Source organism: Luteibaculum oceani (genome assembly GCF_007995015.1).
In the GTDB taxonomy this organism is placed as follows: domain Bacteria; phylum Bacteroidota; class Bacteroidia; order Flavobacteriales_D; family Luteibaculaceae; genus Luteibaculum; species Luteibaculum oceani.
Genome location: NZ_VORB01000005.1, coordinates 212,541 through 228,386 on the forward strand (window position 1 = coordinate 212,541; position 15,846 = coordinate 228,386).

Annotated in this window: 17 protein-coding genes and 1 tRNA gene; 11 read left to right on the forward strand and 7 right to left on the reverse strand. The window is 39.9% G+C overall.

Going from position 1 to position 15,846, the window contains the following annotated elements:
* Nucleotides 1-2: 2 nt before the first annotated feature.
* The 3 genes from FRX97_RS06945 to dprA form a co-directional block, all read right to left on the reverse strand.
* Nucleotides 3-1,493 carry a serine hydrolase gene (locus tag FRX97_RS06945; RefSeq protein WP_147014469.1) on the reverse strand — a complete coding sequence of 497 codons (1,491 nt, stop codon included), beginning with the start codon at nt 1,491-1,493 and terminating at the stop codon, nt 3-5.
* Between the two features lie 107 nt (nt 1,494-1,600).
* Nucleotides 1,601-2,944, reverse strand: a complete 1,344-nt coding sequence (gdhA, locus tag FRX97_RS06950) for an NADP-specific glutamate dehydrogenase (protein WP_147014470.1) — start codon at nt 2,942-2,944, stop codon at nt 1,601-1,603.
* A 75-nt stretch (nt 2,945-3,019) separates the two neighbouring features.
* On the reverse strand, nt 3,020-4,123 hold the full coding sequence (gene dprA, locus FRX97_RS06955) for a DNA-processing protein DprA (RefSeq protein ID WP_147014471.1): 1,104 nt from the start codon (nt 4,121-4,123) through the stop codon (nt 3,020-3,022).
* A 23-nt stretch (nt 4,124-4,146) separates the two neighbouring features.
* Between dprA and kdsB the strand changes: the two genes are divergently transcribed.
* Together kdsB and FRX97_RS06965 are read left to right on the forward strand one after the other, a co-directional pair.
* The gene (kdsB, locus tag FRX97_RS06960) at nt 4,147-4,854 is read left to right on the forward strand and encodes a 3-deoxy-manno-octulosonate cytidylyltransferase (protein WP_147014472.1); all 708 of its coding nucleotides are present in this window, start codon (nt 4,147-4,149) and stop codon (nt 4,852-4,854) included.
* Between the two features lie 71 nt (nt 4,855-4,925).
* Nucleotides 4,926-5,912, forward strand: a complete 987-nt coding sequence (locus tag FRX97_RS06965; protein WP_147014473.1) for an HU domain-containing protein — start codon at nt 4,926-4,928, stop codon at nt 5,910-5,912.
* Between the two features lie 7 nt (nt 5,913-5,919).
* On the opposite strand, the gene FRX97_RS06970 is transcribed toward FRX97_RS06965, so the two are convergent.
* Nucleotides 5,920-6,477, reverse strand: a complete 558-nt coding sequence (locus FRX97_RS06970; RefSeq protein WP_147014474.1) for a CopD family protein — start codon at nt 6,475-6,477, stop codon at nt 5,920-5,922.
* A gap of 34 nt (nt 6,478-6,511) precedes the next feature.
* Between FRX97_RS06970 and FRX97_RS06975 the strand changes: the two genes are divergently transcribed.
* The gene (locus FRX97_RS06975) at nt 6,512-7,045 is read left to right on the forward strand and encodes an acyl-CoA thioesterase (protein WP_147014475.1); all 534 of its coding nucleotides are present in this window, start codon (nt 6,512-6,514) and stop codon (nt 7,043-7,045) included.
* On the opposite strand, the gene FRX97_RS06980 is transcribed toward FRX97_RS06975, so the two are convergent.
* Nucleotides 7,033-7,992 (reverse strand): glycosyltransferase family 9 protein, encoded by a 960-nt coding sequence (locus tag FRX97_RS06980; protein ID WP_147014476.1) that lies wholly within the window; start codon nt 7,990-7,992, stop codon nt 7,033-7,035. The genes FRX97_RS06975 and FRX97_RS06980 overlap by 13 nt on opposite strands.
* Before the next feature lie 26 nt (nt 7,993-8,018).
* Between FRX97_RS06980 and FRX97_RS06985 the strand changes: the two genes are divergently transcribed.
* The 7 genes from FRX97_RS06985 to FRX97_RS07015 all read left to right on the forward strand — a co-directional run bounded on the left by FRX97_RS06985 (nt 8,019) and on the right by FRX97_RS07015 (nt 12,589).
* Nucleotides 8,019-8,816 carry a TatD family hydrolase gene (locus FRX97_RS06985; protein ID WP_147014477.1) on the forward strand — a complete coding sequence of 266 codons (798 nt, stop codon included), beginning with the start codon at nt 8,019-8,021 and terminating at the stop codon, nt 8,814-8,816.
* Complete coding sequence (locus FRX97_RS06990; protein ID WP_147014478.1) at nt 8,806-9,831, forward strand: asparaginase; 1,026 nt, start codon at nt 8,806-8,808, stop codon at nt 9,829-9,831. The genes FRX97_RS06985 and FRX97_RS06990 overlap by 11 nt, the downstream gene beginning before the upstream one ends.
* A 127-nt stretch (nt 9,832-9,958) precedes the next feature.
* Nucleotides 9,959-10,049 (forward strand) — tRNA-Ser (locus FRX97_RS06995).
* Nucleotides 10,050-10,095: 46 nt separating this feature from the next.
* The gene (locus FRX97_RS07000) at nt 10,096-10,971 is read left to right on the forward strand and encodes a MotA/TolQ/ExbB proton channel family protein (protein WP_170227063.1); all 876 of its coding nucleotides are present in this window, start codon (nt 10,096-10,098) and stop codon (nt 10,969-10,971) included.
* Between the two features lie 8 nt (nt 10,972-10,979).
* Complete coding sequence (locus FRX97_RS07005) at nt 10,980-11,393, forward strand: hypothetical protein (RefSeq protein ID WP_147014479.1); 414 nt, start codon at nt 10,980-10,982, stop codon at nt 11,391-11,393.
* A 6-nt stretch (nt 11,394-11,399) separates the two neighbouring features.
* Nucleotides 11,400-12,116 carry an ExbD/TolR family protein gene (locus FRX97_RS07010; RefSeq protein ID WP_147014480.1) on the forward strand — a complete coding sequence of 239 codons (717 nt, stop codon included), beginning with the start codon at nt 11,400-11,402 and terminating at the stop codon, nt 12,114-12,116.
* A gap of 8 nt (nt 12,117-12,124) precedes the next feature.
* Nucleotides 12,125-12,589, forward strand: a complete 465-nt coding sequence (locus FRX97_RS07015) for an ExbD/TolR family protein (protein ID WP_147014481.1) — start codon at nt 12,125-12,127, stop codon at nt 12,587-12,589.
* 78 nt (nt 12,590-12,667) lie between these two features.
* Here FRX97_RS07015 and FRX97_RS07020 read toward each other — a convergent pair whose 3' ends face one another.
* Complete coding sequence (locus tag FRX97_RS07020; protein WP_147014482.1) at nt 12,668-13,612, reverse strand: CPBP family intramembrane glutamic endopeptidase; 945 nt, start codon at nt 13,610-13,612, stop codon at nt 12,668-12,670.
* A gap of 26 nt (nt 13,613-13,638) precedes the next feature.
* On the opposite strand from FRX97_RS07020, the gene dusB reads away from it, so the two are divergent.
* Complete coding sequence (gene dusB, locus FRX97_RS07025; protein ID WP_147014483.1) at nt 13,639-14,631, forward strand: tRNA dihydrouridine synthase DusB; 993 nt, start codon at nt 13,639-13,641, stop codon at nt 14,629-14,631.
* On the opposite strand, the gene FRX97_RS07030 is transcribed toward dusB, so the two are convergent.
* Nucleotides 14,628-15,842 (reverse strand): ABC transporter permease, encoded by a 1,215-nt coding sequence (locus tag FRX97_RS07030; protein WP_147014484.1) that lies wholly within the window; start codon nt 15,840-15,842, stop codon nt 14,628-14,630. The two genes, dusB and FRX97_RS07030, sit on opposite strands and share 4 nt — an antisense overlap.
* Between the last annotated feature and the right edge of the window lie 4 nt (nt 15,843-15,846).

Below are 15,846 nucleotides of genomic sequence, written 5' to 3' on the forward strand. Positions count from 1 at the left end.
GGCTATTTTTTCTTTTTAAAGTTCAAATTGTAAAAATGAAAATCCGGGTTGGGAAGCTCAATTTCAAATGAAATAGGCACTCCGGTTTTATCGGTTTTAAAATGCACTCTTCCTGCCGGAAGGAATGGGTCGTTAAATTTCACTTCGTAACTCGCTCCACTTAAATGCTTCAATTCCCCTGTAAACAAATCGGCAGCGGGATTTAAAGTTAACTGGGGCTCGCCATTTTTATTTAAAGCTATAGTCGCTTTTCCATACATCACATCCTCGTAGGTACCCAGGGCAGCAATATGTGGGAATTTCTGAGGGACCCCTTGTACTAATTGCTTGTATTTAACCTGGGTTTCTTCTCTTTTCTTCTGGAATGGCAGATACTTTGCAGCCCAATCTTCAACATTTCCGATGGTATAGGCATCTAACAAGTAATTTGTTGTTGCAAAAGGCAAAATGGTTTCACTATTAGTAAGCACTACAACCGCCAATTTTTCCTCTGGAAGCAACGCTAAATTGAGGATAAAACCAGGCAAACCTCCTGAATGTTTTAGGATACGATGATCGTTGTACATGGTAACAAACCACCCCAAAGCAGCACCCTTGAAAAGAATATTGTTGTTAATATCACCCTCGGAGATTGGCTGTGGCGTATGCAATTGAAAAATCTTGTTTACTGTAGCTGGAGAAAGCAACGCCGTGCTATCTGGTAACATCCCCTTGTTTAGCCACATATTAGCCCATTTAGCAAGGTCTAACACATTTGACCTTACTCCCACAGCTCCCACGCAATTATCGAAGTTTTGATATGCTATTGGGCGACCTTTTACATGCGGATGAGCCTTATTTCTCTGCGCTTTAAAATATTCCAACTTGGTGTAGGAGTTCTCCATTCCCAGAGGAGTTAAAATGCTGTCCTGAATAAAATCTGCCCAGCTCTGCCCAGATAGTTTTTCTATCAATAGTCCGGCATTAACGAAGTTAAGATTTGAGTACCCATACTCGGTTCTAAATCCATGCTTCGGTGCCAATTTCGAAAATCTTTCAGCTATTTCTTTGGCCGAATAATTGGTTCCGTACCAAAGCAAATCACCGTCGAAAGTGTTGTACCCATTTCTATGACAAAGAAGATCTTCAACTAAAAAATTCTCTTCAACATAGGGGTCGTACATTTTAAAATCTGGAAGATGATCTTTTACCTTATCATCCCACTTTACCAGACCATTATCTACCAAAATCCCTACCGACGCTGCCGTAAAAGCCTTACTCAAAGAGGCTAATTCAAACACAGTATTTACATCTACACTGGTTTTATTATCGATGTGGGCATAACCAAATGCCTGCGCGTAATCTACTTTTCCATCTTTTACAACCGCAACAGACATTCCCTGCTGGTTGTACATTTCCATGGCATTAGACAAATAGTTTGTTATACTTTCCTTTTCCTGAGCCTGCAGCGAAAAGGTGAATAACATGGCTATTAAAACCAAATACTTATGCATAGTCGATAAAATTTGAGGAGCGAAAATAAGGAGATTCTTTTGGGAAAAAATAAAATTAAAAAGCCCCACCGGTTGGGTGAGGCTTTTCTGAATATGTTGAAGGACTACTAAACGTATCCTTGTGCTAACATAGAATCTGCTACTTTAACAAATCCAGCAATGTTTGCACCTTTTACGTAATCCACTCCATTGTCGGTTTCACCGTACTTAACACAAGCCTCGTGAATAGACTTCATAATGCCTTTAAGCTTCGCATCTACCTCTTCTCTAGTCCAAGATAAACGAAGTGAGTTTTGAGACATTTCTAACGCTGAAGTTGCAACACCTCCTGCATTAGAAGCTTTTCCTGGAGCATAAAGAACTCCGCTTTTCTGGAATACTTCAACTGCCTCTGGCGTACATGGCATGTTTGCTCCTTCGGCAACTGCTAATAGCTTGTTAGCCACTAATTGCTTTGCTTCTTCTTCATTTAACTCGTTTTGAGTAGCACAAGGAAGTGCAATGTCTACGTTTACAGACCACGGTCTTCCCTCGTGGAACTCACAACCATACTTGTCGGCATACTCCTTAATTCTACCACGCTTAACATTCTTAAGCTCCATGATAAACTCAAGCTTCTCGCCATCTATTCCGTTGGTGTCGTAAATAAATCCAGAGCTATCGCTCATGGTTACTACTTTTCCACCTAACTCATTCACCTTTTCGCAGGCAAATTGAGCTACATTTCCAGAACCAGAGATTGCAACGGTTTTTCCTTTAAAAGAATGACCTGCTTTATCTAGCATGTTAGCGGCAAAGTACACACATCCGTAACCAGTAGCTTCTGGACGGATTAATGAACCTCCGTACTCAATTCCTTTTCCAGTAAGTACACCGGTAAACTCATTTCTAAGACGCTTGTACTGGCCGTACATATATCCAATTTCTCTTCCACCAACACCAATATCACCAGCAGGAACATCTGTATCGGCTCCAATGTGTTTAGATAGCTCAGTCATGAACGACTGACAGAAGCGCATTACTTCGTTATCGCTCTTTCCTTTTGGATCGAAATCAGAACCACCTTTTCCACCACCAATAGGAAGTGTTGTAAGGGAGTTTTTAAACACCTGCTCAAAAGCCAAAAACTTAAGAATAGATAAGTTTACAGAAGGATGGAAACGCAATCCACCTTTGTATGGCCCGATAGCAGAGTTCATTTGAATCCTGTATCCACGATTAATCTCAACCTCTCCTTGGTCGTTAATCCATGGCACTCTGAACATGATAACTCTCTCAGGCTCAGCGATTCGCTCAAGAATTTTGGCTTTCTTGTACTTAGGGTTCTCCTCAATAAAAGGGATTACCGTTTCAGCAACTTCCTCAACTGCCTGTAAAAACTCAGGCTCGTTTGGGTTCTTTGCGGCTACAGAAGCCATAAATTGCTCAATAGCAGTGTGATAAGCAGACATATAAATTCATGCAATTTGTTGGCGCAAAAGTAATTTTTTTTTGATAGGACGGATAGCCTTTTCCGATAGAGTCTTTCAAACCCTTTCAACCCTTTTCCCTGGGAGGATACGCACCAACCCATCTAACTCCATTTCGGTGAGTAAAGCATTAACCTCGCTTTGCCTTTTATTCATGCGAAGACAAAGCTCATCTATACCTACTGGTTTTTCGAGTTGCCCGTACACATCCTGAAAACGATTTTCTATAAGCAATGTAGTTTGGGCGCCCTGACTGGAATTTGCCTTAGAACTCCAGCCTAAATCGTTAATTATTTGGTCGGGTGAGGTAACCAAATAAGCCAATTGATGTTTTATCAGTTCGTGGCAACCTTCGGAGAGCGTATCTCCTATTCTTCCTGGAACACAATAAACATCTCGATTATACTGCTGCGCATAACTTGCGGTAACCATAGACCCTCCTTTAACGCCTGTTTCTACCACAAGAATTGCATCCGACATACCGGCCACTATTCTATTTCTGCGGGTAAAATTTTTAGGATCTGTGGGGCTGTTAAACCAATACTCACTCAAAAGGAATCCACCTTGATGCACAATTTCTGCAGCCAGCTTTTTGTTTGCACTTGGATACATAAGGTGGAATCCATGGCCTAACACCGCCCCGGTGACCAGTTTATTTTCCAAAGCCGATTTATGTGCCGCCGTATCAATGCCATGTGCCAACCCACTTATGATGCATGATGGAACACTTGCAAAACGCCCAACAAATTTGTTCGCCATATCCTTGCCATAGCTTGTTGCCCTTCTGGTTCCAACAACCGCAATATTATGTCTTTGGTTTAAGGCCTCAACCCGGCCTTTTACAAAAAGATTTAATGGAGCATCTGCACAATATTTAAGCTTGACTGGATAAACAGATTCGCCAATATTAATGATGGTAACCGCATTTTTCTCGGCTAACTCTAGTTGTTCAAATACCTGAGGAAAAAGGGCTTTCAAGCCCAGTTTTAATCCCTTGGGCAATCTTATTTCCATTTCGTCCTTAACAAGGAAATTCTTGTTTTCGAATTCTAAAATTTCATGAATATCCTCCCGAAAAAGGTTCCATATTTTTTTGGCTTGAATTGGTCCTACCCCTACCTGTTTAGACAAAGCCAGCGTAATAACATTGGTATCCACCATAAAAATTACTTTTTCTTTGCTGCATGAAAACGCTCACAGTTATTCCTGCTCGTTATGCCTCTACGAGATTTCCAGGTAAGCCTTTGGTACTTATCGATGGGGTATCTATGATAGAAAGAGTGTATCGGCAGGTACAGAAAAGTAAAAAATCTAACGCAATTATCGTAGCTACAGACGACGAAAGAATTCTAAATCACGTAAAAGATTTTGGTGGCGAAGCAATGCTTACCAATGCTAACCACCCCTCTGGAACAGATAGATGCTTTGAGGTTTACGATTATCTTAATGCAGATTTTGACCTTTTGGTGAACGTGCAAGGCGATGAACCCAAGCTCGCTCCCGAAGCTATTGATAGCCTAATAGATTTTATGGAGCAAAACCCCATGCCGATTGGCACCCTTGCTCGAAAAGCCAACGAACCTTCAGAATACCAAAATTCTAATACCGTAAAGGTTGTTTTTAATAAACAGCAGCAAGCACTTTACTTCTCCAGATCCCCTATTCCCTTCTACCGAGACAAAGCTTCGAGTGAATTTTACCAGCATATAGGAATTTATGCCTTTAAAAAGGAAGTAATTGAGGAGTTAAGAAAGCTACAACCTAGCAAATTGGAGCAAAACGAAAGCCTTGAACAATTGCGTTGGTTGGATAATAGTTTTAATATTGGCGTTGAATTAACCACCTACCGGTCTCAAGGCATCGACACTCCAGAAGATATTAACAAGTTGTGAATAGCTTGTTATAAACACGCGTTGATAAAATCCTGAGGCATCCAAGGGCGGCTTTACTTAACTTAGCAGTGATGGTACGCTACAGATACGAAAAACAAATTGCTTCATTATTACTTCAGAACCAAGAAGTAGTAATCCCCAAGGTGGGTAAATTGGTGGTTTCCACTACCCCCGCTCGTATTTCTAAGGAAGAGCAGCGAATTATCCCACCAGGACAGGAGCTTAGTTTTATTAACAATCTTACGGACGACAAAGGTATTTTGGCGCAAACAATTGCCAGGTACTTCGATCTCGAATACAGCATTGCAAAGAACTTGGTTCAGCACGAATGCGAAACTGTTTTTAAGCATTTACAAGCCGGAAGAACTATTCTTTTCCCAGGATTGGGAGAAGTATACTTGAATGAAAATCAAGAGATTTCGTTTAAAAAATGTCCTACCGAAGATTCTTTAGTTGAAAGAGAAATCGGTCTTACAGAAGTACAGTTACCTGCAGGAGTAATCGATCTTAAAGCCAAGAAGAAGGTTAAAATAGCTGGTGCCAAGAGTAGAAACTGGGCAAAAATTGCAGCCTCTTTAGCATTACCTGCGGTTATTGGTGCTGGATTCTGGTTTCAACAAGATATTAACAACGGAATGCAACTTGCCAAGTTTGGAGATTGGGGCAAAGAACAAGCTACCTACAAGGCAAGAAGATACAATCCAACTGAAATAAAAAATACCGAAGAAGCCATTGCGGTTAAGAACTTTAAATACTCTGGAAAAGGATTTAAAGTGCTAAGCTTAAATGAGCTGAAATTACCAGTTCGCCTACCTGAAGAAAAAGTAGAAATTAACTACAGATACCAACTAATTGGCGGTTGTTTTAAAGATTTGGGCAATGCCAACAAGGCTGTTGAAAATTTCACCAATCAAGGTTTCGAAGCTTTTATTTCTGAATTTAAACACGGCCTTTACCGCGTTTGCATAGGAAAATTTGAAACCAAGGCAGAACTGAAAAAAGAAATTAAACGGGCCAAACAGGAACTAGGAGTAAATCCGTGGTTCGTAAAAGCCTAAGCAATATTTAAGAGTCTGAATTTTCAGACTCTTTTTTTTGCCTTTTCTTTTTGTAAGCCATAATACTCAAGGTTAGTAAAACTGCTACTCCAAGAATTCCAGCTACTCCCCAAATCCAATTAAAAAGGTCCTTGTACACTACCACAAAAACAATGGCGATTAAAAGAATGGTGGCTATTTCATTCCACATTCTAAATAACAAACTACTCCCAGGGATAATATCCTTCTGAAACTTTCTAAAGTACCGGCCACAGCTTAGGTGATATAGAAAAAGGCCAAAAACAAAAGCAAGCTTTAAATGCATCCAAGCCAATTGCAAGTAAGCAGGATTTGCTACTAGCATAGAGATCCCAAATACTAAGGTGAGAATACACGCTGGCCAAGTGATAATGTACCACAAACGACGCTGCATTATTTTAAACTGATTGCAAAGGATATCGCGCTCTGGGTTATCCTTTTTACTCGCCTCGGCATGGTAAACGAAAAGCCTTGGCATATAAAACAAACCAGCGAACCAAGAAACCATAAAAACCAAATGCAATGCTTTAAATGCGGTAAAATCCATTTAAAAAGGGGTATTTTTGCCGAAAATACTGCTTTTGAAAAAGAAAATTCTAGCTAAAGACACTTTAGTAATAACATCTAAAATTGTTTTACCTAACGACACCAATACCCTCGGAAATTTATTTGGTGGACAGTTGTTGGCATGGATGGATAATTGTGCCGCCATTGCAGCAGGCAGATTTTGCAGACGGGTAGTAGTTACCGCATCAGTAGGTAATGTTTCTTTTAACCACCCCATTAAACTTGCCGACGTAGTTACACTCGAAGCAAAAGTGAGCCGCTCTTTCAGCTCTTCGATGGAGGTGGTTATTGACGTTTTTACCGATGGAATTGGAAATAATGAGCGCAAAAAATGCGCCACTGGAATTTACAACTTTGTTGCTGTCGACCAACACGGATCTACCATTGAAGTTCCCGAATTAGTACCGGAAACAGACTTGGAAAAGGAAAGACACAAAGCCGCATTAAGAAGAAAGCAATTGAGCTTAATTTTAGCGGGGAAATTAAACCCAGAAAAGGCTACGGAATTAAAAGCACTATTTTTCTCAGAAGGAAATCAGGCTAAATAATCCCATATACCATTCACGTCTTGCCCCAACATGCATTTAAAATGCTTTTTGGGGCATTTCTTTTTTCCAATTTTGGAGCACGGCCTACATTTTAAATCGTCAACCTCAAAATTCTGATAACCCTCGTAACCAAAAGGGTACATTCCCAATTTTGGAGTAGTATTCCCCCACAATACGGCCATCTTCTTTTTAAATGCAGCTGCAATATGCATCATACCCGTATCAGAGCTTATTACCGAGTGCGCCATTTCTATAACCCTGGCACTTTCATCTAAACTCAATTTTCCAGCAAGATTTTTCACATCCTGATTGTTCTCTGCAATCTGCTTCCCTTTGTCGGCCTCTGCCTTACCTCCTAACAGAACTACCTTTCTCTTGGCGGAATGTAATAGCTCATTTACCTTTTCATCGGGAATTTGCTTGGTGTAATGCGCGGCTCCAAGTACCAAAACGGTATATTCCCCATCAACAACGGGCGTAGTATTTTCAATTGAATTTCCATAATAGTAGTCCAGTCCCAAACCATCGTACTCGAGGCCTAACTTTTTTAATCCCGAAAAATATCTATCGACAATATGAACATCTGGCATTACGTCCTTTTTAAAGTTAACGTATAGCCACTTCTTGTAATTTAATTTATCGAAGGTGAAAGATTTAGCCTTAAGCTCGCGCTTTACCAATGATGATCTTACATTTTTATGCAAATCAATTACAGCATCGTAACCCTCTTTTTTTAGGATGGAAATTTTATCCACCACATCCTCCCAAGTATATACTTGATGAACAAACGGGTTAGCTTTTACAATACCCGAAAAAGATTTTTTAGTAAGAAAATGAATTTCGCAATTTGGATATGCTTTACTGAAGCAACGAACTACAGGGCTCGTTAATACGATATCTCCTATAGAACTAAACCTTATAAAAAGCACTTTATTTAACGACATCATCTATCCAAGTATATACCTTTGCGCCCATGATTCTTGTAGATAGCCATTGCCATTTATACGCAGATCAATTTAACGAAGACCGCGATCAAGTTCTAGAGGCTGCAATTAAAAGTGGTGTAAAGAAAATAATACTTCCCAACATAGACCGCGATTCGGTAAATCCAATGCACGAATTATCCAATCGCTACCCAGAAAATTGCTTTCCAATGATGGGGCTGCATCCGTGTTCTGTGAAAGAAAATTTCAGAAACGAGCTAGACTTCCACAAGAATTTATTGTACCAGAATCTAGACCAATACGTTGGTGTTGGTGAAATTGGAATAGACCTTTATTGGGATAAAAGCACGTTGAATGAGCAAAAGATTGCTTTTAAAGAACAATGCAATTGGGCCATAGACCTAGATTTGCCTATTGCCATACACGTTCGCGACTCCTTTAATGAGGTTTTCGAATGTTTAGATGAAATTGACACTTCCAAGCTCAAGGGAGTTTTCCATTGTTTTTCTGGAAATAAAGAACAGGCGCAGAAAGCATTAAGTTATCCCAATTTTATTCTGGGAATTGGCGGCGTGGTAACCTTTAAAAACAGCAAGCTCGGCGCTACACTAACCGAATTTGTACCGAAAGAAAAACTGGTAGTAGAAACAGACAGTCCCTATTTAACCCCTCACCCGCATAGAGGGAAAAGAAATAGCCCAGAATATATTCCGCTAATTGCCCAGAAACTTGCAGATTTGTACCTGTGCTCGGAAGAAGAAATTGCTGAAATAAGCACAAATAACATTAAACGAATGTTCCCCAAAGTATTTAACAATGACATCTAAAATAGCACTGCTTTATACTGGGGGAACTATAGGTATGTCGGAGGACAGCCTAAGCAAGCGGCTGGTACCCGTAGATTTTGGTCATTTATTCGATCAGATACCGGAATTAAAAAAGCTAGAAGTCGATATTTCCTTTTATCAACTATGGGAACCCATAGATTCATCGGATATGCAGCCCCATCATTGGGTAATATTAGCGGAAAAGGTTGAGGAGTTATATCAAGACTACGACGGATTTGTAATTCTACACGGAACCGACACCATGGCTTACACGGCTTCGGCTTTAAGTTTTATGCTTAAAAACCTTTCTAAACCGGTAATTTTAACGGGGTCCCAATTACCAATAGGGACATTGAGAACCGATGGAAAAGAGAACATAATTAGCGCGGTTGAAATAGCTGCTGCCAAGGAAAATGGAAAGCCCGTTGTGCCCGAGGTATGTATCTATTTTGAATACAAATTACTGAGAGGAAATCGATCTTCGAAGTTGAGCACCGAGCATTTTGATGCTTTTAAAAGTCCCAATTATCCTGCACTAGCTGAAGCCGGTGTGAAAATTACCTACAACTATCCATATATAGACACCCAGCGATTTGGAAATCTAGAACTTGCGACCCGTTTTTCGAATAGGGTAAGCTCGTTTAAGCTTTATCCTGGGTTTGATGCTAGGATAATAGATCACTTGCTGGAGGCTGATTTGTCGGATGCCATTATAATTGAGGGATATGGCTCTGGAAACATTGGAAAGCACCAGCAATTGCGAAGTGTCCTACAAAAATGGGTGGATGCGGAAAAACTATTACTAGTTTCTTCGCAATGCGTTTTGGGTTCGGTATTCTTAGAAAAGTATGAAAGTGGTGCCGGATTAAAAGCATTAAACGCAATAAGTACGGAGGACTTAACGTTCGAAGCAAGTTTAACTAAGATCATGCTAGCGCTAGGATCTAGTGAAAACGCAAAAGAGGCAGGGCAAAAGTTTAAAGGAAATTGGGCAGGGGAACAAGCGATTGGATAAATTCAACTTTCGCAATTCTCCCTAGTAATTACAAGCAGTTCAAGGGATTGCAATATTTTTTTGTCCAAATAGAATTTTTGTATTTTGCACCCCTCTAAAAACGTTCTTTTATAAATAAAACATACACGGAGAGGTGGCCGAGTGGTCGAAGGCGCACGCCTGGAAAGTGTGTATACCTCTAAAGGGTATCGAGGGTTCGAATCCCTCTCTCTCCGCCATTTTAACAACAAAAAAGCAAAAACAGAAAACCCAACTCAACTGGTTATGAAAAAGTTAGTATCAGTATTGGCTCTAAGTGCCATGTTCCTTGTCGGAGCTCCTTCGATGATGTTCGCTCAGGAGTCTAGTGAAACTGCAACCGAAGCACAAGCAGAAGGTATGCAAGATGAAATGGCTGCCGACAGCGCTGCAATGGAGGAAACTGCAGTTGAAGAAGAGCCTGTAGTAGAAGAAACTGCTGGAATTACAGAAGAAGATGTGGCTCCAGAAGAAAAAACTACTGGAATTCACCAAGTTCTTAAAGAAAAATTCATCGAGGGTGGTCCTGGATTTATGGCTATCGTATTGGTGTGTTTAATTTTAGGTTTAGCGATTTGTATCGAAAGAATCATTTACCTAAACATGTCTACCACCAATACTCAGAAATTACTTTCTGATATCGAGGATGCATTAGCAAGCGGTGGTGTAGAAGCTGCAAAAGAAGTTTGTAGAAGCACGAAAGGACCTATCGCGAGCATTTTCTACCAAGGACTTTCTCGTTCTGACGAAGGTGTAGAAATGGTTGAAAAATCAGTTATCGCCTACGGTGGTGTACAAATGGGATTACTTGAAAAAGGAATTTCTTGGATTCAATTATTTATCGCTCTTGCTCCTATGTTAGGATTCATGGGTACGGTAATTGGTATGATTGGTGCATTCGACGCGATTGCTGCTGAGAACAACATTTCACCTGCGATTGTTGCCGATGGTATTAAAGTAGCACTTCTTACTACTGTATTCGGTCTTATTGTAGCCATTATCCTACAAATTTTCTACAACTACATCGTAGCTAAAGTTGACAGCATCGTTAACAATATGGAAGATGCTTCAATTTCTTTAGTAGACATTCTAGTTAAGCACGAGCTAACTTCTAAAAAATAATTTCCACTATGGAGGAGAATAAAATCGGTCTTGCACTCAACGTTGCCAAAATCGGAATTATCGCACTTGGTATCATCTTCGTATTGATGATACTAGGGGGTAACGATGGCATGGTTGGATCTGCATTGACCTTAACCTATGTTGCTTTAGCCGCTAGTGCTATCGCTGCGTTGGGATTTGGTATCTACCTTTTCCTTACGAATATCAAGAACAACAAAACTGGAATTATTTCTCTTGGAGTTTTTGCTGCAATTATTCTTATTGCTTATGCAACAGCTTCTAGCGACATTCCAGCCATTAAACAACAAGTATCTGAAGGTACCGTTAAAATGGTAGGAGGTGGAATTGTAGCTTTCTATATCCTTTTAATTGGTGCGGTTGGATCTATTGTTTACGCAGAAGTAAGTAAACTTTTTAAATAGACTTTTATGTCAAGAAGAACAAGAGAAACACCAGAGATTAATGCCGGTTCTATGGCCGACATTGCCTTTCTTTTGTTGATATTCTTCCTTGTAACTACTACAATGGATCAGGATACGGGTATCCTACGTCTTTTACCTCCACCACTTGATGAGGAGGTAGAAGATCCACCCATTGTAAAAGAGAAAAACGTTTATGAGGTTCTGGTAAACGCAAACGACCAATTGTTGGTAGAAGGTGAACTTATGGCTATTTCCAATCTGAAGGATGGAGCTATCGAGTTCTTAACCAATCCTACTAACAGTGATAAACTTCCTCAAAAAGAAAGAATCACTAAGGCTTTGTGTAACCAGCAAATTGCTCAAATCAAATCTTTCATTGCTCAAGCTCCAGATCGAAAGGATCTTAAAAAAGACCTTGAGAAATGGGAAAACAAACTACAAACAGTTGAACTTATAGGAGAGTATAGAGAACTTCCAGGTTCAGCAATTATTTCATTGCAAAACGATAACGGTACATCGTACGATATGTACATCCAAGTTCAAAACGAACTTCAAAGTGCCGTTAACCAGTTGAGAGACGAGTTGTCAATGGAAAAGTTTGGAAAACCATACAGCGAACTTGATGCTAATGGTGGAGACGATGAAAAAGCTAAAATCTTAGCGATTAGAGCAGTTTACCCACAACGTATTTCAGAGGCAGAACCAAAAGACACAGGAAACTAAGAGATATTATGGCAAAGTTTAAAAAACAAGGTTCTAAATCTCAACCAGCAATATCCACTGCTTCGCTTCCGGATATTGTATTCATGCTTCTTTTCTTCTTTATGGTTACCACGGTAATGCGTGAAGTAGAATTAAAGGTAAAGGTGGATAAACCTCAAGCATCTGAAATTGAGCGTTTAGAAAACAAAGCCCTTGTAGATTACATCTATATTGGACCTCCAACCGATAAAAGATACGGTACAGAACCAAAAATTCAGCTAAACGACGTTTTTGCTGAAGTTTCTGATATCGGAACTTTTATCGAAGACAACAGATCTCAAAGAGACGAACAAGAGGTTCCATTAATTACAACTTCATTAAAGGTTGATAAACAAACCAAAATGAAGATTGTAACCGATGTAAAACAGGCTTTAAGAAAGGTACAAGCCCTTAAGCTTAACTACTCAACTCACGAAAGAGCTAGAACTAAATAAGTGTTCTAAACCTATCATACTAAAAACCCCGAAGCAAATGCTTTGGGGTTTTTTTATATCCAAAAAATAAGTAATCCTTTAATCTTCCTTTTCCTCCTCATCCGCAGTAACTGGTACCTCAACTATAATGGGTTCCATCGCGCGCGCGCTCTTTTTATTCAACCAATAAATTATTAAGCCACCAAGCGCAAAGGATCCCACTGTTAGCACAATACTTCCAAGATCGTAGTCGGGTATGTCAAACTCGTTTACATCAGCTGTGCTGGGCTGCAGCCAATGCACTAAAAATAAGGCTAAGGCATTGTTGGCAAAGTGCATAGCCATAGACAGAACCAAATTACCAGTTCTAAGGAAAATCCATCCCAAAACCAGGCCCAAAACAAAGCGAGGAATGAACCCACCAAATTGCATATGTAGCGCTGAAAAAATAAACGCGCTTAATACAACAGCAGTCCAGCCATTTTTGGTAAATAAGTGTATTTCGCGCTGAAGGATCCCTCGGAAAACCAATTCTTCACCCACCGCAGGAACTAGGGCTACCAGGAATAAATTAACACAAAGGGTTGCCAAATCCGGGGCACGAACGATCGCCATTGTGAAAAGCCCCGCACTCTTCTCCATTTCTAACAATGACTCCGAGAGTGGTATTTGTTGATTTATATAGGATAAGAAAGTAACAGCAGGATATAAAACCAAACCAAGGGCTACAGCCGCAATTAAAAGATTGCGTTTTGGTGAGCTTAAAATCAAGTTTTTGGTACCTGATAAGTACACCAGGATAAAACCGGGTAAGACCATAAAACCCAAATGTTGAGTAAATAATAAGAACTTATTTGCTCCTACAATCCAGGGCTTATCGTAATCTTTTAGCATTTCATAATCCTGCGGTAGACTAAGCCCATAAAGAACTTTTAACAGGTTTACCCCCAATATTGAAGTGACCCCTCCCACAAGGAAGGCAATGCCAATTAAAAAGAAAATCCGTTGTAAGGGGCTTAGGCTTCGAATAAAGAATGTGACCATCTTTAACTATTTGGTATTTTTGCACCGTGGTAAAGATCGGAAATATAAACTTGGGAGAGTTTCCCCTGCTACTGGCTCCCATGGAAGACGTTAGCGACCCTCCATTTAGAGCCTTGTGCAAGAAACACGGTGCAGACTTAATGTATACCGAGTTTATTTCATCGGAAGGATTGATTAGGGACGCCGCTAAAAGCGTTCAGAAACTAGATATATATGAATACGAAAGACCTATTGGTATTCAAATATTTGGATCTGAAATAGACTCCATGATCAAGGCAGCGGAAATTACCGAAGCAAGTAATCCCGACATAATAGATATTAACTACGGTTGCCCTGTTAAAAAAGTGGCTTGTAAAGGTGCCGGCGCGGGTATTCTTAAGGATATTCCAAAAATGGTTAGCATGACAGCGGAAATTGTAAAACGCTGTAAGCTTCCCGTTACGGTTAAAACCCGCTTAGGCTGGGATGAAAACTCTAAGCATATTGTAGAGGTTGCAGAACGATTGCAAGACGTGGGAATTCAGGCAATAAGCATACACGGAAGAACCCGTGCCCAGATGTATAAAGGCGAAGCCGATTGGTCGCTAATTCGCGAGGTTAAAGAAAATCCTCGAATGAATATTCCCGTTTTTGGAAATGGGGATATTGATACTCCTGAAAAAGCCCTAGAATACAAAAATAAATTTGGGGTGGATGGAATCATGATAGGGCGAGCTTCGATCGGAAATCCATGGATCTTTAATCAGATAAAGGAATACATTTTTAACGGAAAGGTTATTCCCGAACCTCAACTTGCGGAAAAAGTAGAGGCAGTACGGTACCATTTGCAACGCTCTTTAGACTGGAAAGGAGACACGCTTGGAGTGGTTGAAATGCGCAGGCATTACGCCAACTATTTTAAGGGGATACAAAACTTTAAGCCTTATCGTCAGGTCTTGGTTACCGAGGATAATCCAGAAGTACTATTCCAAACTTTGGATGAAATTGCTGATACGTTTGCATTCGCAACTACAGATTAAAGCAATCTTTTAACTAACCTATTTACGGGCCAGAAGGTAACTACCGCTATGGCCAATATAGTACCTATAATTAGGAGCAAATCGGTCCATTGCATTGCTACAGGATAAAATTCAACTACCGATCCCTCTAATCTTAGTAGCCCGATATGCTGTTGGGCTAATACAATGATTACGCCCAAGAATAGCCCTATTGTTAAACCTAACGCGTTAATGAGCAAGGATTGGAAAAAGAAAACTAAGGAAACACGCTGCTCCGACATTCCAATAACCTTTAATACGAACAAATCCGTTTTTTTCTCCAATACCAATATGCATAGGCTTGCAACTATGTTAAAGGCAGCTACTACGAGGATAAAAAACATAATGCTGAAGGATATCCACTTTTCGCTCTGACTGGTTTTAAATAAAACCGCATTCTTTTCAGCTCGAGTTTCTATTTTAAAATCCGATCCTAATGCAGCTTTTAAGTCAGTTTTAGTCTCTTGAAGATCAGTATTATCATTTAGATAGCAGTAGACACTAGAATACAAATGGCTATTGTGTATTCTAAATATTTCTCGGTAATTCTCTTTGCTAGTAAACGCGAAGTTGAGATCGTAATCTGCTGTTACGGTAAAGGTGCCTAGTTCGGTAAAAGCTGTTTTGTTTAAGGCCCCAAAAGCATTTGCCCCCAATTTTGCACCCTTGGGTATATTCATAACAACCAAAGGCTCAATAGAAGGAAATGTAAAACCTCTTTTTAAATGATAGTGTAATCCGGCACCAAGAATTAAAGACCTATAACTAGGATTAAAAAACTCGTTTATTCCACCTCGGTTAATATGATTTAGAAATGCGGTATTTTCTACAAATTGTTGATCAACCCCAACCAGTTTCGCCACCAATTGGTTTTTACCCGACTGCAATACAACTTGTCCCTTAAGAACTCCACTAATCTCCCTTACATTAGCATTAGAGGTAATTATACCCGCCAGACTATCGGAAAGAAGCAGTTGGCTCCCCTCGATGGGTAAAATTTCTATGGGTGCATCTAAACTGCTGTATAATTCCTTTACAAGTTTATCTATACCGTTAAAAGTTGAAAGTACCAGAACCATCGCAAGGCTTACAAAGGCGATAATGGTTCCTGAAATGAAGGAGATGTAGTTAATTACATTTCTAGATTTTTTGGCGAATAAATATCGCCATGCTATTAGAAATGCAACTCTCATGGGC